The organism is Thermoanaerobacter thermocopriae JCM 7501, from assembly GCF_001310975.1.
Classification (GTDB): Bacteria; Bacillota; Thermoanaerobacteria; order Thermoanaerobacterales; family Thermoanaerobacteraceae; genus Thermoanaerobacter; species Thermoanaerobacter thermocopriae.
Window position 1 is genome coordinate 1 of sequence record NZ_BAZY01000033.1, and the last position, 22,167, is coordinate 22,167.

14 protein-coding genes and 6 pseudogenes are annotated in these 22,167 nt (G+C 37.3%); 17 read left to right on the forward strand and 3 right to left on the reverse strand.

Going from position 1 to position 22,167, the window contains the following annotated elements; genetic code table 11:
- Positions 1-475: 475 nt before the first annotated feature.
- Positions 476-864, reverse strand: a pseudogene (locus tag JCM7501_RS10565) (IS110 family transposase); the annotation flags it as partial.
- 982 nt (positions 865-1,846) lie between these two features.
- Between JCM7501_RS10565 and JCM7501_RS10570 the strand changes: the two are divergent.
- From JCM7501_RS10570 to JCM7501_RS10650, 17 genes and pseudogenes are all read left to right on the forward strand, one after another.
- The gene (locus tag JCM7501_RS10570; protein ID WP_256201410.1) at positions 1,847-2,716 is read left to right on the forward strand and encodes an aldo/keto reductase; all 870 of its coding nucleotides are present in this window, start codon (positions 1,847-1,849) and stop codon (positions 2,714-2,716) included.
- Positions 2,717-2,773: 57 nt separating this feature from the next.
- The gene (locus tag JCM7501_RS10575) at positions 2,774-3,055 is read left to right on the forward strand and encodes an iron-containing alcohol dehydrogenase (RefSeq protein ID WP_054644871.1); all 282 of its coding nucleotides are present in this window, start codon (positions 2,774-2,776) and stop codon (positions 3,053-3,055) included.
- 146 nt (positions 3,056-3,201) lie between these two features.
- Entirely contained in the window at positions 3,202-4,065 is an 864-nt protein-coding gene (locus JCM7501_RS10580) for an aldo/keto reductase (protein ID WP_173571591.1), read from the forward strand.
- A 41-nt stretch (positions 4,066-4,106) separates the two neighbouring features.
- Positions 4,107-4,637 carry a flavodoxin gene (locus tag JCM7501_RS10585; RefSeq protein WP_013150034.1) on the forward strand — a complete coding sequence of 177 codons (531 nt, stop codon included), beginning with the start codon at positions 4,107-4,109 and terminating at the stop codon, positions 4,635-4,637.
- A 29-nt stretch (positions 4,638-4,666) separates the two neighbouring features.
- The gene (locus tag JCM7501_RS10590) at positions 4,667-5,107 is read left to right on the forward strand and encodes a (R)-mandelonitrile lyase (protein ID WP_028992402.1); all 441 of its coding nucleotides are present in this window, start codon (positions 4,667-4,669) and stop codon (positions 5,105-5,107) included.
- A 140-nt stretch (positions 5,108-5,247) separates the two neighbouring features.
- On the forward strand, positions 5,248-5,640 hold the full coding sequence (locus tag JCM7501_RS10595) for a MerR family transcriptional regulator (RefSeq protein ID WP_012994806.1): 393 nt from the start codon (positions 5,248-5,250) through the stop codon (positions 5,638-5,640).
- A 363-nt stretch (positions 5,641-6,003) separates the two neighbouring features.
- Entirely contained in the window at positions 6,004-6,492 is a 489-nt protein-coding gene (locus JCM7501_RS10600) for a COG2426 family protein (protein WP_028992403.1), read from the forward strand.
- Positions 6,493-6,911: 419 nt separating this feature from the next.
- A pseudogene (locus JCM7501_RS10605) lies at positions 6,912-8,916 on the forward strand (sodium-translocating pyrophosphatase).
- Between the two features lie 143 nt (positions 8,917-9,059).
- Positions 9,060-9,500 carry a SoxR reducing system RseC family protein gene (locus tag JCM7501_RS10610; protein ID WP_028992405.1) on the forward strand — a complete coding sequence of 147 codons (441 nt, stop codon included), beginning with the start codon at positions 9,060-9,062 and terminating at the stop codon, positions 9,498-9,500.
- Positions 9,501-9,789: 289 nt separating this feature from the next.
- Positions 9,790-11,153: pseudogene (locus JCM7501_RS10615) on the forward strand (RtcB family protein).
- A gap of 237 nt (positions 11,154-11,390) precedes the next feature.
- Positions 11,391-11,930 carry an antiterminator LoaP gene (loaP, locus tag JCM7501_RS10620; protein WP_028992407.1) on the forward strand — a complete coding sequence of 180 codons (540 nt, stop codon included), beginning with the start codon at positions 11,391-11,393 and terminating at the stop codon, positions 11,928-11,930.
- A 107-nt stretch (positions 11,931-12,037) separates the two neighbouring features.
- Positions 12,038-13,404 (forward strand): annotated as a pseudogene (locus tag JCM7501_RS10625) (phosphomannomutase/phosphoglucomutase).
- A 31-nt stretch (positions 13,405-13,435) separates the two neighbouring features.
- Positions 13,436-14,349: pseudogene (gene galU / locus JCM7501_RS10630) on the forward strand (UTP--glucose-1-phosphate uridylyltransferase GalU).
- A 19-nt stretch (positions 14,350-14,368) separates the two neighbouring features.
- Positions 14,369-15,316, forward strand: a complete 948-nt coding sequence (locus JCM7501_RS10635; protein WP_028992409.1) for a YveK family protein — start codon at positions 14,369-14,371, stop codon at positions 15,314-15,316.
- A 364-nt stretch (positions 15,317-15,680) separates the two neighbouring features.
- Positions 15,681-16,730, forward strand: a complete 1,050-nt coding sequence (locus JCM7501_RS10640; protein WP_028992410.1) for a YkvI family membrane protein — start codon at positions 15,681-15,683, stop codon at positions 16,728-16,730.
- Positions 16,731-16,809: 79 nt separating this feature from the next.
- Positions 16,810-17,490: a DUF2225 domain-containing protein gene (locus JCM7501_RS10645; protein ID WP_051421923.1), complete on the forward strand. Its 681-nt coding sequence runs from the start codon at positions 16,810-16,812 to the stop codon at positions 17,488-17,490.
- 67 nt (positions 17,491-17,557) lie between these two features.
- A pseudogene (locus JCM7501_RS10650) lies at positions 17,558-20,232 on the forward strand (calcium-translocating P-type ATPase, SERCA-type).
- Between the two features lie 94 nt (positions 20,233-20,326).
- On the opposite strand, the gene ndk reads toward JCM7501_RS10650, so the two are convergent.
- Both ndk and JCM7501_RS10660 read right to left on the reverse strand, forming a co-directional pair.
- Complete coding sequence (gene ndk / locus JCM7501_RS10655) at positions 20,327-20,734, reverse strand: nucleoside-diphosphate kinase (protein WP_013150042.1); 408 nt, start codon at positions 20,732-20,734, stop codon at positions 20,327-20,329.
- On the reverse strand, positions 20,710-22,137 hold the full coding sequence (locus tag JCM7501_RS10660; protein WP_028992413.1) for an MFS transporter: 1,428 nt from the start codon (positions 22,135-22,137) through the stop codon (positions 20,710-20,712). Before JCM7501_RS10660 ends, ndk begins: the two co-directional genes overlap by 25 nt.
- Positions 22,138-22,167: the final 30 nt, after the last annotated feature.

A 22,167-nucleotide genomic window follows, 5' to 3' on the forward strand; every position in this document is an offset into this window, starting at 1 on the left:
TCTCTGCTTCTAGCTCTCGAAGTTCTTTTGTTTGTTTTTAGCCTACCTATAAGGAATTGAAACGCACTTCATTTTCACGTATAACAAACTTCCGCCCAGGTTTTTAGCCTACCTATAAGGAATTGAAACACATTTTAAGTCTCCTCCTTTTATTTTTTATTTCCGTTTTTAGCCTACCTATAAGGAATTGAAACACAAGGTTCCTTACCCTTAACTCTTGTCCTACCCCGGTTTTTAGCCTACCTATAAGGAATTGAAACAGCTCCTCGCGGGTATACTGGGATTTCATGCCCAGAGCGTTTTTAGCCTACCTAGGAATTGAAACTTGGAATGCTATTTACAGCAACTTAGCAAAACATGAGTTTTTAGCCTACCTATCCTGAAAATAGTGTCTCTCAAAAAGGCAACAAAAAACTAAACCATACCGATGTAAAAATATGGGATAAATGAATGGTTAATAAAGTAAAATAAAAAGTTAAGACGCTGCAGATTCGACCGTGACCTTAAGACCTAAAGACTCTAGCTTTTTTAAAGATTGACGAATAATCATATTACGCTTTTTTTCTTCATAATAAGTAGGACCTAATTCAATATAAGGTTGCTTTCGCTTGAGAATATGATAAACTATAATTAAAATGCTATGTTCCACTGCAACTGCTGCACGGTTTGCTCCTCTTCGAGCAGCGATGCGGTGGTACTGACTTGAGAGATAAGTTTCTTTTGCCTTTGAGGCAGCTAAGAACACAAATGGGCAGCAGAGGGGAACTGTTCCATTTTATTTTTTAGCTTGCCTTGAGAAAGCTCAGCCAGGGTTTCGGGATTTTCTTCACCATTTACAATAGCCGCAAGTATAGAACGACTGGATACTAAATCCATGAAAGAGCCAACTCCTTTTTTAAAATTTGAACGATAGCGACTGTAAAATTGAAGAGCTGGTGCAACAACCATAAGGGGTTATTCTATCCTGCGTGCTTCCCGTAAAGGGGATGGTATTTTCATCCTCTGCTGGTGCCGCATTTGCGGTATGGGAGTCTATAAGGAATTGAAACTGTTAAAATATAGTGTACTTCCCAAGGACTTAAAAGAGGACCAATAAAATTTTTGTAGGAAATTGTCAGCACAAAAAATAAAAGGCCCCGGTGAACCTCTCTTAACTGGCAGGACTTCTTCACATGAAAAGGTTTGCTGGCTTAGTCAGCGATACCCGTACTTACTCGTTCCAACGCAGCGTTGACGATGGTTCTCCATAAACGAAGTCGACCAGCTACATGTGCCTATGCCGAGATTCAAGTTCTTCGGGTCGGTAAGGATAATGCGGGAAACGCCCTCATTGTAGAATGATACGACTGAATCAATTGTGGCGATTTCGTGCTGGAAGGTTGCTGCTACCTGTCCTTGTAAGTCCAGTCTTCGGGACGGATAGGGTTTTCTAGCTCTCTGTTCACTATGTTGCGTTTTCTTTCCACAGAGGTTTCTGCAATCTCAGTGGCCATCTGGCATTGTCTCCTTTCCAATTCCAATGGTACCAGCCGAGCGGGGAAAAGTAAGATAACAAGTAGGCCCATCGGTTTGGGCAGGTGAGGGTCTAGTTTTGGGGGATTTTCGCGGTTGGTGGTAGAAAAAAGCAAATTACAAGTAGGCCCCAGGATAGTTACTAAGATTTATCCTCCAAAAGGTATTGACTTGGAGTTAACTCCAGCAAGTATACTTTAAATTGTAGATAAAACATAGGGGGGTTATCTATGGTAAAGCGAAAACTGGGAAAATCTGGTCTTGAGGTTTCCGGAATTGGACTGGGATGTATGCGGATGAGTTTTGGTCAGAATCCTCTTCCGATAGGGAAGAGATGATTGCGCTCATTCGCAAGGCAGTAGAACTGGGTGTTACCTTTTTTGATACCGCTGAGGTTTATGGACCGTACACTAATGAGGAACTTGTGGGAGAGGCTTTGGAGCCGTTCAAGGGCGAGGTGGTGATTGCTACCAAGTTTGGATTTGATTTATATCCTGACGGAAGACCTGGTTGGAGGGGACTTAACAGCCGACCAGAGCACATCAAAAAAGCTGTAGAAGGTTCTCTCAGGCGACTCAGGGTAGACGCGATTGATCTTTACTACCAGCACCGTGTGGATCCAAATGTACCCATTGAAGACGTGGCTGGAGCGGTAAAGGACCTCATCCATGAAGGGAAAGTAAGATACTTTGGATTGTCGGAGGCAAGTGCAGAAACTATTCGCCGAGCTCATGCAGTTTGTCCAGTTGCCGCTGTTCAAAGTGAGTATTCTCTATGGTGGAGGAAGCCTGAGGAAGAAGTACTACCAACGTGTGAGGAATTAGGTATTGGTTTTGTTCCTTACAGTCCGCTTGGGAAGGGATTTCTTACAGGAACTATAGATGAGAAAACTCAATTTGATTCAACAGATATACGTAGCAGTATTCCTCGTTTTCAACCTGAAGCAATACGGGCAAATCTTGCACTTGTTGATTTTATAAAGGAAGTTGCCCGCAGAAAGCAAGCAACTCCTGCACAAATAGCTTTAGCTTGGCTTTTAGCTCAAAAACCTTGGATTGTTCCAATTCCTGGTACAACAAAACTTGAACGACTCAAAGAAAATATAGGTGCTGTATCTATAACATTTACTGAAGAAGAATTAAGAGAGATAAATGAAGCACTTTCAAAAATTCTATCCAGGGTGGGCGATATCCGGAGGAGGTAGAAAAAATGACGTATCGATAAATCCTTTAAATGAAATTGAAGAGCAGTAGTTATTTTAATGCCAAGATTGATAATAGAAGGTAGGATGATGCATTACAGAGATTTTGGAAAAACGGGTATGAAAACTGGTGTTGAACCAAACCCACGGCTGTCAACTGCAGTGCGTGCTGCAGAACTGGCAAAAAAGGAAGAATGTGATGTGGTTATAGGTATGGGTGGCGGCAGCGTCATGGATGCCTCAAAAGTAATTGCAGCCTCAGTCCTTTATGAAGGTGATCCTAAGGATATGCTTGTACGGGCAGGAAAAGCGCCCAGACTTCCGAATTGGAAAAGTCACTGATGAGATGCTTTCCTATTGGCTGATAAGACTTTGGAAGTTCTTTGTGACGAAGAAGGAAAGCTTCCAGGTCGTCCACCTTTGAGGAAGGAAGATATTGTAGAGATACTGCGTATGGCAATGTAATTAGTTCAGTAGGAGGGATTAACATGCAAAAAGTAGTTTTGAATAACGGCGTTGAGATGCCCATTTTGGGCTACGGTGTTTATCAGATCACTGATCTTGAACAGTGCGAACAGTGTGTTTACGAAGCTATCAAAGCGGGTTACCGGTTGATCGATACAGCAGCCGCTTACATGAATGAAAAAGCGGTTGGGAAGGCTATTAAGAGAGCAATTGAGGAAAGTATAGTAAAAAGAGAAGATCTATTTATTACTACAAAACTCTGGATACAAGACGCGGGCTACGAATCAGCGAAAAAAGCATTTGAAAAATCGCTTAAAAAGCTTCAGCTTGACTATATCGACCTTTATTTGATTCATCAACCGTTTGGTGATGTGCATTGTGCTTGGCGGGCTATGGAGGAACTCTATAAAGAGGGGCTTGTGAGGGCAATAGGTGTGAGCAATTTCTATCCGGACCGTCTCATGGATTTGATAGTTCACCACGAGGTAGTTCCTGCTGTGAACCAGATAGAAATACATCCGTTCTGCCAGCAAATAGAAAGCATCGAGTTCATGAAGAAATATAATGTACAGCCAGAAGCCTGGGGTCCTTTTGCAGAAGGTAGGAACAACATCTTTCAGAATGAAGTTTTAGCATCTATAGCCAAAAAGTACAATAAAACAGTTGCGCAGGTGATTTTGCGCTGGCTGGTTCAAAGAGGGATAGTCACAATCCCTAAAACTGTGCACAGAGAAAGGATGATGGAAAACATTAGCATTTTCGATTTTGAATTGAGTCAAGAGGATGTGGAAAAGATTGCAACATTAGACACAAGAAAGAGCTTGTTCTTATCGCATAATGATCCGGAAACCGTGAAATGGCTTGGCACACTTAAATTTGATATATAGGGGGTAAATGAAAAACAGTGATTTTGAAAGGAGTGTAGGAATTGCCGTATTCAAAGATTCTTATCGCTTATTTTTCTCGCAGAGGAAATAACTATGTAGGTGGCAGTATTTTAAACCTGCCGATTGGAAATACAGAGGTAATAGCGAAGAAGATACACGAACTTACTGGTGGTGATATGTTCGAAATTAAAACGGTAAAGCCATATCCGGAAGATTATACAGAAACAACAGAAGTAGCAAAGGAAGAAAAAAGGCAAAATGCCAGACCAGAACTTGTAAATAAGCTAGACGGCATAAATTCTTACGATGTGATTTTCATCGGCTACCCCAATTGGTGGGGAACGATGCCGATGGCTGTGTTTACATTTTTAGAGTCTTATGATTTCGCGGGAAAGACCATTGTTCCATTTTGCACACATGAAGGTAGCGGAATGGGAAGCAGTGAGCGCGATATCAAGAGACTTTGCCCGAATGCCAAGGTACTGCCTGGTTTAGCCATTCGCGGAAGTAATGTTAACAGAGCAGACAAAGATATTGCAGACTGGCTTAAGAGACTTGGTTTGATATCATAGTATACCGTAAATGAAAGGGAGGAAAAAGAATGGATAAAACCGAACCAGGAAACTTAAGCGGCAGGACAATTTTCCCACTTGGGCAAAAAGTTGAAAGTGAACATTTTACAGGAACAGTCTGGGTTGAAACGCTGGCTTCTAACGACGGCATTTTTAATTGCCCAATCTATAATGTTACTTTTGAGCCGGGTGCAAGGAATAACTGGCATAAACATCCCGGCGGACAAATTTTGCTTGTTACCGGAGGAAGAGGCTATTATCAGGAAGAAGGTCGGCCTGTACAGATAATCAAAGAAGGCGATGTTGTAAAAATCCAACCGGGTGTTAAACATTGGCATGGAGCGGCTCAGGATAGTTGGCTTTCTCATATCGCGATTACAGCCAATCCTAAAAAGGGTGAAGTTGAATGGATGGAACCTGTTTCTGATGAATATTATTTGCAGCTTAAAATAGAGGGAAAAGATGCATAGCCAAAGCACGTGTATAAAACAAACTTGGGTTAGAAACTTCTATCTAATATAGTAGCACAGGTAGTGCTACTATATTAAAACCCTTGACTTGGAGTTAACTCCGAGTATTAAATAATATTGAACATTGGAGGTGAAGCCACATGACGATTGCAGAAGTAAGCAAAAAATTTGGCCTTTCACCGGATACACTCCGCTACTATGAGCGTATTGGCCTGATCCCCAGGGTAAATCGCAACGAAAGCGGTATCCGGGATTATACGGAGGAAGACTGTAAGTGGATTGAATTCATTAAATGTATGCGCAGCGCAGGTGTTCAAGTTGAGACGCTGGTCGAGTATGTTACGCTGCTCCAACAGGGCGACAAAACTATAGAGGCCAGAAAACAAATCCTTATCGAGCAACGGGAGAAACTTCTTTCACGCATTGAAGAAATGAAGAGAGCGCTGGAAAGGTTAAATTTTAAAATTGAAGAATATGAGACTAAGCTTATTCCGGCAGAAAACAACTTAAAAAGATTGACACACAACAGCTAATCTATGAAAAGACGGGCTAAATTTTTCTTCAAAAATATAGACGCACAAATAGGCTATTTTGTTCCGTTTTTTTTCACACGATGGTTACGTGGAACTTTTGTGGTGAATATATAAATAAGACTTTTGCAATGTTTGGGGGCTTCCTAATTAACTGTAGTTTAAAGTTGCTAAGAGATAGTATAGAGAATTTAAATTATTATTGTTCAAAATTTATCATTTATGAGATATAATAATATAAAGACTAGAATAAAGATAATGATAAAAATGCAGAGCAAGCTATTTAGTAAACAATATAATATAAATTTATTAGTGAGTTATGTAAATTACAAAGAAATTCTAAGTAGAATGTAAAGGGGTATAATAATGGAATCATTTGTAAAAGAAATACTCAACTTTCTACCTAGAGAATTAGCAGTTCTATTTATAGCAGCATTGCCTGTAGTAGAGCTTAGAGGAGCAATTCCAATAGGCATATCTTTAGGATTATCTCCTTTTTATACTACGATTATAAGTTTGATAGGTAGTATGATACCAGTACCCTTTATATTATTTACCATTAAACCTATATTTGTTCGTCTTAAAAAAACGAGATTATTTAAAAAGTTAGTAGATAAGCTTACAGATAGATCTTTAAAGTATAATGGGGAAAAAATACAGAAATATGGCGTATGGGGGCTTGTACTGGTAGTAGCTATTCCTTTGCCTGGAACGGGAGTATGGAGTGGAAGTTTAGCTGCAGCTCTTTTAAACATGCAATTCAAGCAGGCGCTTTTAGCCATATTTATGGGAAATATTACAGCAGCTATTTTAGTTATGATATTGAGTTATGGTGTAGGAAGTTTGTTTTTCTAAGCATTAAGTAAAAGAATAACTTATAATATTCGAAGGTTTGGCTTTTAAATACCTTGTCTTATATTGTAAAATGTGTTATAACAATTATGAAAAATAGATGGCTAGTATTTATCATAGAAAAATGGCGAGGTAGATATCTTTCGGAACTATACTTAATTTACAACAACAATAAGCGAAATATAAAACATAAATAATAAAGTTATTACAATAAAATAGTAATTAGAACAACCCAAAAATCGAAAAAAACATTACGCTTATGCTCTTCGTTTAACTTTGTTTTTTAGAGGAATTCTCTCATTTTTGCCGAATAAACAAAAGTGAGGAATTCCTTGGAAATATATAGCAGAACCCTTTAGTTTATGAGGTTTTTGGGTACTGCGGTAATCTAAAATAATTTGTGTATTGGAGGGAAGTTTATAATGGAAAAATTAATATGGCTAGCACCTATCTCAGGCGTGGTTGCACTTTTGTTCGCTTTCATGCGCACCATGATGATTATCAAGAGTCCTGTAGGGAACGAGAAAATGCGCGAAATATCCGATGCCATACACGAAGGTGCCATGGCTTTCCTGTTGAGGGAATATAAAACTCTGGCGATATTCGTTGCCGTAATGTTCTTCGTTATAGGTACGTTCATAAATTGGCAAACGGCTGTAACTTACATAACAGGTCTATAGCTTCGGTTCTAGCGGGATTTATTGGGATGAGCGTTGCTACCAGAGCCAATGTAAGAACCGCTAATGCGGCACGGGAAGGAATGAATAAGGCCCTTTCCATAGCATTTTCTGGCGGTACTGTGATGGGAATGTCAGTGGTTGGCCTGGGCCTTTTAGGCTCGGGATACTATATTTCTTGTTCGGGGACCCTTCGGATGTAAAAAGTTTTGACGTCATCAATGGTTTTGCCCTTGGAGCCAGTTCAATAGCCTTATTTGCTAGAGCTGGCGGAGGAATATATACTAAAGCAGCCGATGTTGGAGCTGACCTTGTCGGCAAGGTGGAAGCGGGTATACCTGAGGATGATCCCAGGAATCCGGCGGTAATAGCTGATAATGTAGGGGATAACGTAGGTGATGTGGCCGGTATGGGGGCTGACCTTTTTGAATCTTTCGTGGGTTCAATAATATCCGGTATAGCCATTGGCGCTGTTGCTATCAGTCCTGTAACAAATCAACCATATGGTATCAAGGGCGTCATCTTTCCAATGCTTGTGGCAGCGGCGGGAATTATCAGTTCCATAGTTGGGACTTTGTTTGTAAGGACAGGAGAGGGAGCCAATCCACAGAAAGCTCTCAGCAAGGGCAGCTTTGCCAGTGCTATTTTTGTAATATTGATCACTTTCTTTTTCAGCAGGTATTTTTTACAAGAAATTAACGCTTTTTATGCGGCTGTTTCTGGTATCGTAGTGGGGGTTTTGATAGGAATACTTACTGAATATTATACTTCTTCTAACTACAATCCTGTAAGAGAAATTGCAAAAGCGTCTCAGACTGGACCAGCTACAAACATTATAACAGGCCTGGCTGTTGGAATGAAAAGTACAGCTTTGCCGGTGTTATTTATAGCGTTAGCAATAATTATATCCTATAAATTCGCTGGCCTCTACGGTATAGCTCTCGCGGCAATTGGTATGTTGTCAACTACGGGCATGACTGTTGCAGTAGATGCCTATGGGCCTATAGCCGACAATGCTGGTGGTATTGCGGAAATGGCCGAACTTGACCCATCTGTCAGAAAAATCACCGACAAGCTGGATGCGGTCGGAAATACCACGGCAGCCATGGGCAAAGGATTTGCCATTGGTTCTGCAGCACTGACGGCTCTAGCACTGTTTTCAGCGTATACTACCGCTGCAGGTTTAAAAGAGGGTATCGACCTACTGCGGGCTGATGTTATAGTTGGTCTTTTAATAGGAGCAATGCTGCCTTTCTTGTTTTCTGCGATGACTATGGAAGCAGTGGGGAAAGCGGCATCCCAGATGATCGAAGAGGTTCGCAGGCAGTTCAGGGAAATTCCGGGCATAATGGAAGGAAAGGCCAAGCCTGATTATGCAAGGTGCGTTGATATAAGCACTAGAGCGGCTCTTAGGGAAATGATAATTCCGGGCCTTATTGCTGTTATTGCACCACTAGCCATTGGGTTTATATTTGGCAGAGAAGCTCTGGGAGGGCTTTTAGCTGGTGCATTGGTGACTGGCGTCATGTTAGCAATTCAGATGGCTAACTCAGGCGGAGCTTGGGATAATGCCAAAAAGTATATTGAGGAAGGAAATTATGGAGGCAAGGGTACACCCACCCATGCAGCGGCTGTTGTAGGAGATACTGTGGGGGACCCCTTCAAAGACACTTCTGGCCCGTCCCTGAACATCCTGATAAAACTCATGACTATCGTGGCCCTGGTTTTTGCACCTCTGTTTATGAAGTAATTTTGAAAAAGACTCCTGTGGGGATTTTCCTCACATGAGTCTTTTTTATTTTAGTGCTTCTTAATAACGACGGTTTTATTTTAAACATAACATTGATTTAAAAGTATTTGTGTGATATCATAAAAACTATCGGAGGGATTTTTGTGAAAGAGAAGGCTATTGTTGTTTCAAAAAAGGGTAACAAGGCCGAAGTTGCAGTGATACGGACATCTGCGTGTGATAAATGTAGGGCATGCAGCGGTGGCGTTAAAGGACAGCCTTTGAAAGTTTGGGCTGAAAATGAAACGAAGGCGGAAGTAGGTCAAATAGTGGAAATTGAGATGGAGTCTAAGGCGCTTCTTTCTGCTACTTTTATACTATACGTAATTCCACTGGCAGGTTTTATTTTGGGAGTGATCTTAGGGCTGAAACTTGCAGATATTTTAAATATCATGTGGAAAGAACTTTTTTCATTTCTAATAGGGTTTCTTTTTATCATACTTGTTTTCGCTGGTATATACGTAAATAACAGATTTTTTGAAAAGAGTCGCATGTTTACTGCAAGAATAGTAAATGTTTTGGACGACCAGTATCAAAAACGTTGACAAAAACCCCACTTTTTACATGTATAAAAAGTGGGGTTTTTATATTACTTACTGTATTGGCTTTTATTAGAATACTTAAAAGTTAAGTATGATATAATGAAATTAAAAAAGAATTACAAGATAAGGAACAATCAACAGAAATTTAATGTTAGATGATATGTTTTTATTCGTGAATTTTAGGAAAATAAGAGATAGGAAGGGGGTAAACTTCCATGGGGTAGAGGTTATACAGGGTTATACGGTAGTAAAAGACGGGATTAATAAATGGTGCATTCCCAAGTTTGGCAAAATGCGTGTTGATGCAGTAATTTATGTGAATGATACCTTAAAAGAGCTTTTGCATGAAGACCAGTCTTTACGACAGATTACCAACGCTGCCACCCTTCCTGGAGTGGTGAAACCAGTTATAGGGATGCCGGATATTCACGAAGGGTTTGGTCTTCCTATAGGAGGAGTTATGGCGATAGAGGAGAAAGGGGTTATTTCAGCGGGAGCCGTAGGATATGATATTAATTGTGGTGTAAGGCTTTTGAGAACTAATCTTGAAGCAGAGTATTTTAATAAAGAGCTTTTGTATAAGCTTATAGAACGGATTGAGTATTATGTTCCTACAGGCATAGGGAAAAAGGGACGGCATAAAGGTATTACGAGGTTAATTTTTGATGATGTAGTTCATAATGGGGTAGAGGCTGTCATTAAGGCAGGTTTTGGGAAAAAATCGGATTTAAACTTTATTGAAGAGGGTGGAAAGCTTTCAGGGGCAGACATTTCTGCTGTGTCAAAAGAAGCGCAAGGAAGAGGAGAAGAGCAGCTTGGCACTTTAGGTGGGGGCAATCATTTTATAGAGATTCAACAGGTTGACTCTATTTTGGATGAGAAATTGGCAGAGCATTTTGGACTTTTCAAAGGGCAAATTGCTGTAATGATTCACACAGGAAGCCGCGGGTTTGGACATCAGATTGCGACAGATTATACTAAGATTCTATGGGAGGCGGCAAAGAAATACGGTGTTGATGTTCCTGAAAAAGGGCTTGCGGCAGCTCCTATTGATTCAAAGGAAGGTAAGGCGTATTATAAAGCATGGCAGCAGCAGTGAATTTTGCTTTTTCAAACAGACAAATAATTATGTTTGATGTTATAAAAGCATTTGAAGATGTATTAAAAAAATCTTCAGAATCTATGGGCTTTCAACTGGTATATGATGTTGCTCATAATATTGCTAAATGGGAAGAACATGGAGGGAAAAAGCTTCTTGTTCACAGAAAGGGAGCGACGAGAGCTTTACCAGCGGGGCATCCGCAAAATCCTTCTTTTTACAAAGAATCAGGACATCCTGCTCTTATTCCCGGCAGTATGGGTACAGGTTCTTACGTTGTGGTTGGCACAGAGAAAGCGGCAGAAACTTTTTATTCGGTAAATCACGGGGCAGGACGAAGGCTTTCTCGCAACAAAGCGAAAAAAATCACTAAAGAGGAATTTGAAAAGGCTATGGGAGATGTTATATACAATGTCAGGTCTTTTAAGGATATAGTTGATGAGTCGCCGCTGGCCTATAAAGATGTGGAAGAAGTTATTTCTGTCCTTTCAGAAGGAGGAATTACAACACCTGTTGCACGCCTTATACCTCTTGCGGTTGTAAAAGGTGCAGATTAAAATTTTAAGATGAGGTGAATATATGTTTAAAAGTATGAAAATTTGTTTAAGGAAAAACATTGTCGATTGGGATAGTTTATAAGTTTTGTTGAGAAATGTGGTGGCAATGAAAATAAGACAAGATTGAGTGCCAATTTTTTATTTTCCATTGGGATACTCATTTATGCAAGAATTGGGAAATATTATGTTGAACTTTGTAAGAAGAAGAGATAAAATTATTAATTGGGGTGTAAAAAAATGAAAAAATGGTATGTTATATTTACTCGCGGTGGTTTTGAAAACAAAGTTAAAGATATCATTCAGAATTGCTTTAAAGAGGAAGTGAAATTACTTGTTCCGAAAAGAAAAATTATAGAGAGAGTAAAAGGACAACCGGTAGAAAAAATTAAACTTTTGTTTCCTGGATATGTTTTTGTAAATGCCGAAATGAGTGATGAGTTATATTATAAAATGTCTGAAGTTTTAAAAATGGGTGTGTTTCTGAAAGAAGGAAAAAGGCCTGCTTTTGTAAGAGAAGAGGAGATGAAAATAATTTTGTCTCTTATTAAAAATTCTGATTTAATAGATGTGTCAAAAGGTATAATGGAAGGAGAAAGAGTAAAGATAATTGAAGGACCATTAAAAGGTTACGAAGGGCTTATTAAGAAAATAGACAAAAGGAAAAAGAGAGCAAAAGTTATGCTTAGTATAGCGGGAGAACTGAAAAGTGTAGATTTAGCTATTGAAGTAATTGAAAATGCATCTGAGCAGCGAAGGAGTCTGGTTTACGCTTGTTAATATATTTGTGGAAAGTTAAGAAACAATTTTGTGAAAATTGTGTATTGAGGATTTTCAGTATTATTTATATAATTAAATTGTATGACATAAAAAGGAGGTTGAGACAAATGAAGTTGAATGAAAATATGTTTAGAATGTATGATATTAGAGGGGTGTGGGGTGAAGATTTAACAGATGAGACGGCAGAAATGATAGGAAAGGCTTTTGGTACATATGTAAGACAAAAGGGAATTAAGGATGTGCTTATAGGCAGGGATAATAGGTTGTCATCAAGGCCTTTGCGAGACGCTTTGGTTAAAGGACTTACTTCAACAGGTTGTGATGTGCTGGATGTAGGGGTTTTAACGACTCCAGCTTTTTACTATTCAAATTTTCTATACAATTATCAAGCAGGGATGATGATTACTGCAAGCCACAATCCCCCTCAATTTAATGGTTTCAAAGTTATGGTAGGACCTTCTACTATTTATGGCGATGAACTTAAAAAGCTATACTATCTGGCAGAAAAAGGAGAATTCGAAAAAGGTACGGGAAATGTAAAATATGCTTATCCTATTAATGCGTATGTTAATATGATAAAAGAAAATGTTAAATTAGGCGAAAGAAAACTTAAAGTTGTTGTCGATTGTGGAAATGGAACGGGTTCATATTTTTATCCTGATGTTATATATAACTTAGGTTGTGAAGTATATCCTCTCTATTGTGAGTCTGATCCTACATTTCCAAACCATTTTCCAGATCCAGTAAAAGAAGAAAACTTAAAAGATTTAATTGAAGAAGTAAAGAGGGTAAACGCAGATTTGGGTATAGCTTTTGACGGTGACGGTGATAGAATTGGTGTTGTGGATGAAAAGGGAACATAATTTGGGGAGACATGTTGATGATTCTCTATTGGAGAGAAATAATGAAAAAACATCCTGGTGCTGAAGCAATTGTAGAAGTGAAATGTTCTCAGGCATTAGTAGAAGAAATTGAGAAATTAGGAGGCAAACCTATCTTTTTCAAAACAGGACATTCCCTCATAAAAGCAAAGATGAAAGAATTAGGTGCTGTATTTACGGGAGAGATGTCTGGCCATATGTTTTTTGCAGATGAGTACTATGGTTTTGACGATGCGGCATACGCTGCTGCAAGGCTACTACGAATACTTTCTCATACAGATAAATCTTTGTCTGAGCTTTTAGCTGATGTTCCTAAATATCCTGCAACACCTGAAATAAGATTAGAATGTGAGGATGAGAAAAAATTTGATGTGGTAAATGGTGTGACCGAGTACTTTAAAGAAAAAGGATATGACATTATAGATGTTGATGGTGCAAGAGTGTTGTTTGATGGAGGATGGGGACTGGTTAGAGCTTCTAATACGGGACCAGAGCTTATTGTGAGATGTGAGGCAAAGACAGAAGAAAAGCTTGAAGCTATTAAAAAAGAGCTTTCAGAAGCTTTAGCTAAATTTGGCGTGGAGTTTAAATAAGCCATAAAGCTTATATTGGGAGGAAAAAATAGTGAAAATAAGGAAGGCGATAATTCCGGCTGCAGGCCTTGGTACCAGGTTTTTACCTGCTACCAAAGCCCAGCCTAAAGAAATGCTTCCAATTGTGGACAAACCCACTATTCAGTACATAGTTGAAGAAGCAATACAGTCTGGAATTGAAGATATACTTATAATAACTGGGAGGAATAAAAGAGCGATAGAAGACCATTTTGATAAATCAGTAGAGTTGGAGCTGGAGTTAAAAAAGAAAAAGAAAGAAAACCTTTTGCATCTTGTGGAAGACATTACTAATATGGTAGATATTCATTACATTAGGCAAAAAGAGCCAAAAGGTTTAGGTCATGCCATATACTGTGCGAGAGCTTTTGTGGGAAATGAGCCTTTGCTGTTCTTTTGGGGGATGACATAGTAGATGCTGAAGTTCCTGTTTTGAAGCAGATGATTGAACAATACGAAAGGTACAACTGCACTATTATTGGAGTGCAACAAGTGCCGTATGAGGATGTAGATAAATACGGTATTGTTGATTCTACACCTATTGAGGACAGATTGTACAAAGTGAATAATCTCGTAGAAAAGCCTAAAAAAGAAGAAACACCATCAAATATAGCTATTCTGGGAAGATATATAATAACGCCAAGAATATTTGAAATATTGGAAAACACGCCACCAGGAGCAGGAGGTGAGATACAGCTTACGGATGCTTTAAAAACTCTTTTAAATTATGAAGCAATTTACGCCTATGATTTTATTGGCAAAAGATATGATGTGGGAGATAAATTAGGTTACCTTATGGCAACTGTTGAGTATGCTCTAAAAAGAGAAGACTTAAGAGAACCTTTTAAGAGATATTTATTGGAGGTTGCAAGAAATTTAGATCCGGTGGGAGAAGAAGCTGCACCAACAATTACACAAGAAGTTTAAAGATAAAGGAGGATAAAAATTGGAAGAAGAAATTTCATTGCGGGAACTTATTGAGATAATTTTAAAACATAAAAAGACAATCATTATTGTAACGCTTGCTGCAACTTTAGTAGCAGTAGTGCTTAGTTTTTTTGTAATAAAACCTACCTATGAAGCTACTACCACTTTGTCTGTTACTGATGTAACACCTGAAACAGGTTTTTTTGGTTCAAATACCACGGTTATTTTTCCTGGAAAGGATTCAAACCTGCCGTCTGTACAAAGTGACAGCATAGATAAAGACTTATCTTTGTTGTTGTCTTCACTTTTGAAATATCCTGATATGTCAGTGGAGGCATTTAAAGAAGAGGTTACTAATCCTATTGTCCTTATGAATACTGTAAAACAATTAGGATTAGATCCTCAAAAGTACACGGTAGAAAATTTAAAAAAGCAAATTTCAGTTTCTATCGTTAATAATACAAACCTTATAACGGTTACTGTTAAAGAAGATAATCCAGAGCTTGCGGCAAAAATTGCAGATACGATAGCCGAAAATTTTCGGAGTTATATTATTGAGAGAAATAACAGACAGACAGATAAATTAATTGAAACTTTGAACAAACTTATAAATCTCCAAAATGATAAGATAAGAGAGACGACTACCAAACTTAATGAAATTCAAACAAATTCACAAGACAGACTTTTAATTGAACAAACACAAAAACAGTTGGAATTACTAAAAAACACAAGAGATATAATGCTGGAAAAATATAATATGCTGGAGTTACTTAAAGAATCAGACCTTGGCAAACAGAGCATTCTTATAACTAGCAAAGCGTTAGTGCCGGATAAACCAATAGCACCTAAAAAGTCATTGAATATAATTATAGCATTTATATTGGGTCTTATGGTCAGTATTTTTATAGTGTTCTTTATGGAATATTGGAAGAATACTGACCCTAAAAAAACTACTGTAAAAGCTTAGGAGAAAAGGGAAAAGGGGGATAAAAAATTAATTATCAACGAAGTACTAAGATATTGAGGTAATAGAACCAATAAAAAACAGACCTTGCTGGTTTTACAGACTGAAAAGACGCCTATAGTGGCGTCTCTTTATTTTGTAAATTCTTGAAGTACTTATATGCAAAAAAAGCTGCTGAAACCAGGACAGCTATTATTAAAAAGAAGATGATCCAATTTTTTCTTTTCATTTTTCTCACCTCGAAACCGGTTTACAACATCTACTATTTTAACTCATTTTATGATAAAAAGTAAATAAATTTTCTAAAAGAATAATATTTTGAGTTCCGCCCAAAATATATTTAAATAGAAAGAAAGGCGGGATTTTTTTGAGTAAAAAAGAAATTTCGGTTTTTAAAGTTGCTGCAACTTATATAGGTACAGTAATAGGAGCAGGCTTTGCTTCAGGACAAGAGATATTACAATTTTTTGCATACCATGGGATAAAAGGGATTATAGGGCTTTTAATTGCAGTTTTTATGTTTGTGCTTTATGGGTATATTATTTTACAATTAGGTAACAGGTTTAAAGCCTCTTCTTATAAAAAAGTCATTATGGAAACTGGTGGACCTTTTTTTGGAAGAGTGATAGATTTAGTAATTACATTTTTTTTGTTTGGAGCATTGTCTGCAATGATAGCAGGTTGTGGTGCAATTTTTGAAGAACAATTTGGACTCCCTTCTGCCGTTGGTGGTGTAGTGATGGCAGTAATATCAGTTATAACAGTATTAACAGGAATTGGAGGAGTTATTTCTGCCATATCTTTTGTGGTACCTTTGCTATTGCTTGCTGTAATTATTGTGAGTATTTTTTCTCTCTTTTATGGACCAGATATTACAGTTATAACAACTGCTGACTTTCCTTTCAAAGCTGCAGTAGAAAATTTTGCATTATCGGGAGTACTTTATGCTTCCTATAATCTTTTGATGGCGGTTGCTATTCTTGCTCCTCTTGGTGATAGGACCAGCGATAGGTCAAAACTAAGATGGGGTGCTGCATTGGGGGGAATAGGGTTAGGCTTGGGAGCATTTTTGATATTTTTTACAATACTTTTAAATATGCCTTCTGCATCTTCTTATGAAATACCTATGCTTTACATTGCTGGTAAGATTTCATCGGCTTTGAAATTTGTATATAGTTTTATTTTAATTGCGGAAATATACACTACGGCTGTTGGAAATCTATATGGATTTGCTGCAAGGTTTACAGAAATAGGGTCAGTGAAATATAAAATTTTTACTATTGTTTCAGGAGCAATAGCCCTTATAGCTAGTAGATTTGGTTTTGCAAAACTTGTTCATTATTTGTACCCCATTGCTGGTTATGGAGGCATTATTATGCTTATTAGTCTTACATATGGAATGATTAATCACAAATAGTTTTTTTAAATGGCTGGTCTTTTATCTACAGGATGTCGAAAAATGTAGATAAATATGGTAAAATATTTTCATAAGATTGATGTTAGATGGAGGTGTAATATTGGAGAACAAATATTTATATGATAAAAAAATTGTGTGCCCGGTATGTAAAAAAGAGTTTACATATACCAAAATAAGGACTTCACAATTAAAGGTGGAGGAAAGAGAAAGGGATTTTTATACTAAATATAAAGATGGGATTAACCCTTTTTTTTATGAGGTTATTGTATGTCCAAATTGTGGATATGCTGCTTTGGAATCGGAGTTTGACAGGATTACCAATGACAAAAGGGAAAAAATCTTATCTATGGTAACGGATAAATGGGTCAAAAGGGAGTTTTCTGGAGAAAGAAAACCTCAAAAAGCATTGGAAGCCTATTTATTGGCTTTATATTGCTCCCAGCTAAAAGAAGATAAACCCATAATATTTGCAAAGACTTGCCTTAGAATAGCTTGGATATATAGAATTTTAAACGATAAGCCAAATGAAGAAAAATATCTTAAATATTCATTGGATTCTTATGTAAAAGCCTATAGTAGTTCGGATAGATATGAGGAAGAAATACTTCTTATATACATGATAGCAGAACTTAATAGAATGTTAGGCAATAGAGAAGAGGCATTAAAATGGTATAATAGAGTCATAACCCATCTTGACAAATCTCGACATAATTTAATAGTCAATCTTGCAAGAGAGGGCTGGCAGAGTTTAAAAGAATGAGGCATGTTTTTTAAAATGCCCTCATATTTTATTTAAAGAGCAAAAAGTTTTAAGAAAGGGGATTGGAATGACTTACTCTAAGAAACAAATAGAACAAGCAATTTACTACTTTGATAAAGCTAACTTTACTGGCTTAAATAGTCAAGAAGCGCAAAAAAGACTATTAAAATATGGGCCGAATATATTGGAGGAAGGTCACAAAATTAGCCCTTTGCAAATATTTTTAAATCAATTTCAAGATTTTATGGTGATGGTTTTATTGGCAGCTACTTTAATTTCTGCTTTAATGGGAGAATTAGCCGATGCTTTAACAATAACGTTAATAGTCATTTTAAACGCTGTATTAGGATTTATCCAGGAGTATAGGACAGAACAGTCTTTGGAAGCTTTAAAAAAACTTGCAGCACCTATTGCAAAGGTTTTGAGGGACGGAGAACAAAAAGAGATAGAAGCTTCCCAAATTGTAATAGATGATATTATCATTTTGGAGGCGGGGGATAAAGTTCCAGCAGATGCTGTTTTGATAGAAAGCCATAATTTAGAAGTAGATGAATCGATTTTGACTGGTGAATCAATCCCTGTCAACAAGGAAGCTGTAAGCAATGTAACGAGAGTGGCAGTAACTAATAGTAATGTAGTTTATATGGGTACAATTGTTACTAAAGGAAGAGCGAAAGCTATTGTAACTGCTACAGGTATGCAAACAGAGATGGGGAAAATTGCGGGAATGATTAAAGACATTGAAAAAAATGAAACTCCATTGCAGATAAGACTTAATAAACTGGGAAAAGTGCTAGTAGTTGGAGCTCTTGCTATATGCGGTATTGTAATAGTATTAGGAATAATAAGAGGAGAGTCTTTGTATTATATGTTTTTATCAGGTGTAAGCCTTGCAGTTGCTGCTATTCCTGAAGGACTTCCTGCTGTTGTTACAGTTTCTTTGGCAATTGGAGTACAAAGAATGCTTAAAAGAAATGTATTAATAAGAAAATTACCTGCTGTTGAAACATTAGGATGTACTAATGTAATTTGCACTGACAAAACAGGTACTTTGACAGAGAATAAAATGACTGTGACAAAAGTGTTTTGCGATGAGCAAGTTTTGGAGGTAAAAGGGGATAAAAGTGAAGAATTTGCGAAAATAACAAATAAAGAGAGAAGTGCTTTTAGAAAGATGTTAGAGATAGGGGCATTGTGCAATAATGCAAAGATTAAGAGAGAAAAGATAAAAATTGGCAAAGAAACTTTAGAAGAAGAAAAATACATAGGAGATCCTACTGAAGCTGCTATACTTTCTTTTTCAATTAAATCAGGACTTTCTCTTAAACTAGTAGAAAATATCAAAAGAATAGAAGAAATTCCTTTTGATTCGGAAAGAAAAAGGATGTCTGTTATTGTGGAGATAAAGGGTGAAAAATATGTTTATGTAAAAGGTGCCCCAGATGTAATGTTAGACCTTTGTACATATAAATATACAGAAGGTAAAGAAGTGCCTCTTACTGTTTTTGATAAAAAAAGAATATTGGATATCAATGAAAATTTTGGAAGTGAAGCTTTAAGAGTATTGGCTTTTGCTTACAAAAGACTTCCTCCTAAATTTCCAATGGTTGCGGAATTTATAGAAAAAGATTTGGTTTTTGTAGGATTGGAAGGGATGATAGACCTCCGCGAAGGGAGGTATATGAGGCAATTTTAAAATGCAAGATGGCAGGAATAAAACCGGTTATGATAACAGGGGATCACAAGATTACTGCAACTGCTATAGCGAAAAAATTAAAAATATTAGAGAAAAAGGATAAAGTAATTACGGGGCAGGATTTAGATAACATGGGCGATAAGGACCTTGAGAAAGCTTGTACAAATATTAGTGTTTATGCAAGAGTAACTCCAAGGCATAAGCTCAGAATTGTCAGAGCCCTTAGAAACAAAGGTTTTACAGTAGCTATGACAGGAGATGGTGTAAATGATGCCCCAGCTTTGAAAGAGGCAGATATAGGTATTGCTATGGGAAAAGGAGGAACAGAAGTTGCGAAAGAGGCTTCTTCTATGATTTTATTAGATGATAATTTTGCCACTATTGTGGCAGCTGTTGAAGAGGGAAGAATAATTTATGACAATATACGAAAGTTTATACGATTTTTGCTTTCTTGTAATCTTGGAGAAGTTTTGACTATGTTTTTTGCAGCTTTAATGGCCTTGAAATTGCCTCTTGCACCAATTCAAATATTAATGGTGAATCTTGTTACTGATGGGTTGCCGGCTTTAGCTCTGGGGATGGATCCTCCTGAAAAAGATATAATGATGATGAAACCAAGGGAAGCTAAAGAAAGTGTGTTTTCAAGAGGATTGGGTATAAGAATCATTATAGTGGGATTTTTGATGGCAATGGGTACTCTTGGGTCATATGTATTTGCATTAAGTTATGGGACATTGGAAAAAGCTAGGACTGTAGCTTTTGCTACATTAGTGATGGTAGAACTGATACACGCCTTTGAATGTAGGTCAGAAAGAAATTTAATATTTGAGATAGGAGTTTTTACTAATCCGTACTTGGTTTTAGCAGTTTTGATATCATTTTTGCTTTTCTTAGCTACAATATATATCCCACTTTTAAATGTTGTGTTTAAGACAACAGTGCTTGCTGGTTTTGATTGGCTGGTGGTTGTGTTTTTCTCTTCAATAGAATTTGTATTTAATAATCTTTATACTGCTTATATAGTACCATTAATTAAGGCGAAGTGAAGTCACTTCGCCTTCAGACTAATTTTTTCATATGGAGGAGGCATTTTGCATTGGTGAAGTGACTTGTTACAAAATGGCATCCCAATAAAAATATTCATTCTAATTCAGGAAACCACAGTGCTATTTCTCTTTTTGCAGATTCGATACTATCTGAGCCATGTATGATGTTAAAAGTGGTGCTTACGGCAAAATCACCTCTTATCGTTCCAGGAAGTGCTTCTTCTACTTTTGTGGCACCATTTAGAAGCCTTACTATTTTTACAGCGTTTTCTCCTTCCAATACCATTGCGAAAACAGGACCTGAAGACATGTACTGTATTAAGGGCTCATAGTAGGGCTTGCCTTTGTGTTCTTCATAGTGTTTTTCTAAAAGCTCACGAGTGGGTACTATTACTTTTGCGGCCTTAAGCCTTAAACCTTTGTTTTCGTATCTTTTCAATATTTCTCCTATAAGCCCCCTTTTGACACCATCAGGTTTTACAATAGCAAGAGTGGTCTCCATTTAAACCAATCCTTTCCTTTTATTGATTTAACATTATTTCTTACAAGAGAAGTAAACGCGCATATTAATGAAAAAATTCCAGCGGCTATATAAGCTTCTTTAATAGCTATCATAAAGGCAGCGTTGGAATAAAATTTTAGAGCTTGGTAGGCTTTTAACCTGTTTGTAAATATAGCACTTCCTACTGCAATGCCCATTACCATACCTACATTTCTCATTGTTGCGAGAAAGGCGGAGGTTACTCCTAATCTGTTTTTTGGCGCACTTCCCATTATTGCACTGTTGTTTGGCGTCTGAAAAATGGCATTTCCTACGCCAAAAATGGCAAGGCGGGCCATAATGGCGAACATCGTAGATTTCTCCGTTAAAGTTGCCATGAGAAAAAGGGCGGTTGCAGAAATTACTGCACCAATAGTTGAGAGGATTTGGGCTCCGTATCTATCAGCTAAAATGCCACTTAAGGGTGCTACAACGAACATAATGAGGGGGAAAGAAGTCATTATTATACCTGTTTTTTCAGTGGTAAACCCTAGATGTTGAAGGAGGAAAGGGGTTAAAAAAGTCATTGTGTTTTGAGCCATAAAGTTTAACAGTGTGCTAATGTTTCCAAAAGTAAAAGACCTTATTTTTAAAAGAGAGAAGTCAAACATAGGAAAGTCTACTTTATTTTCTATAATTACAAAGATTGTTAAAAATGTTACTGATGTCAATAATGAAATTATACTTGGAAGTGATGTCCAACCCCATGTTCCACCTTCTGATATAAAGAGTAAGAGGCTTGCAAGAAAGACAAAGAAAGAAATAGATCCGTAAATATCGAATTTTTCGGGAACTCCTTTATTGTCAGGTACTACGATATGAGCCCATATGTAACCTATTATACCAATAGGAACGTTTATATAAAATATAGACTGCCAACCCAAATTTGATAAAAGAAAACCTCCTAATGTAGGACCTATTGCAAGTCCGATAGATATAGACATAGCATTAATGCCTAAAGCTTTGCCTCTTTCGTTTGGAGGAAACACCGAGGTTATAATAGCCGATGTCATTGACATTACCATGCCAGCTCCTATTGCTTGGATAGCTCGCATAATTATTAACATATATATATTTACAGAAAGACTCAAAACCGCAGAAGATATCGAAAAAGTCAGAAGACCGTATTGATACAGTTTTTTATAACCCAACATATCGCCAAGTCTGCCAAAAGTCATCATTAGACTGCTTAAAACTAATAAATATGTCATGGAAACCCAGCTTACTGTTGTTATATTTGTGTGGAAAACTTTCGTAAATTCCGGCATTGCTATGTTAACAATACTTCCATCAATTGGTCCCATGATACTACCTATGACGACAGCAGAAAGAATTGCCCATCTGTTGTAATTCTTGTGTGACATTTATTATCCCTCCGATATTAAAAATTATAT

Bases quoted from the DNA above. Each gene is read 5' to 3' on its own strand.
- JCM7501_RS10570 (WP_256201410.1), top strand. From the start codon at position 1,847: ATGATTGCGCTCATTCGCAAGGCAGTAGAACTGGGTGTTACCTTTTTT.
- JCM7501_RS10575 (WP_054644871.1), top strand. From the start codon at position 2,774: ATGCCAAGATTGATAATAGAAGGTAGGATGATGCATTACAGAGATTTT.
- JCM7501_RS10580 (WP_173571591.1), top strand. From the start codon at position 3,202: ATGCAAAAAGTAGTTTTGAATAACGGCGTTGAGATGCCCATTTTGGGC.
- JCM7501_RS10590 (WP_028992402.1), top strand. From the start codon at position 4,667: ATGGATAAAACCGAACCAGGAAACTTAAGCGGCAGGACAATTTTCCCA.
- JCM7501_RS10595 (WP_012994806.1), top strand. From the start codon at position 5,248: ATGACGATTGCAGAAGTAAGCAAAAAATTTGGCCTTTCACCGGATACA.
- JCM7501_RS10600 (WP_028992403.1), top strand. From the start codon at position 6,004: ATGGAATCATTTGTAAAAGAAATACTCAACTTTCTACCTAGAGAATTA.
- loaP (WP_028992407.1), top strand. From the start codon at position 11,391: ATGAAAAAATGGTATGTTATATTTACTCGCGGTGGTTTTGAAAACAAA.
- JCM7501_RS10645 (WP_051421923.1), top strand. From the start codon at position 16,810: ATGTTAGATGGAGGTGTAATATTGGAGAACAAATATTTATATGATAAA.
- ndk (WP_013150042.1), bottom strand. From the start codon at position 20,734: ATGGAGACCACTCTTGCTATTGTAAAACCTGATGGTGTCAAAAGGGGG.
- JCM7501_RS10660 (WP_028992413.1), bottom strand. From the start codon at position 22,137: ATGTCACACAAGAATTACAACAGATGGGCAATTCTTTCTGCTGTCGTC.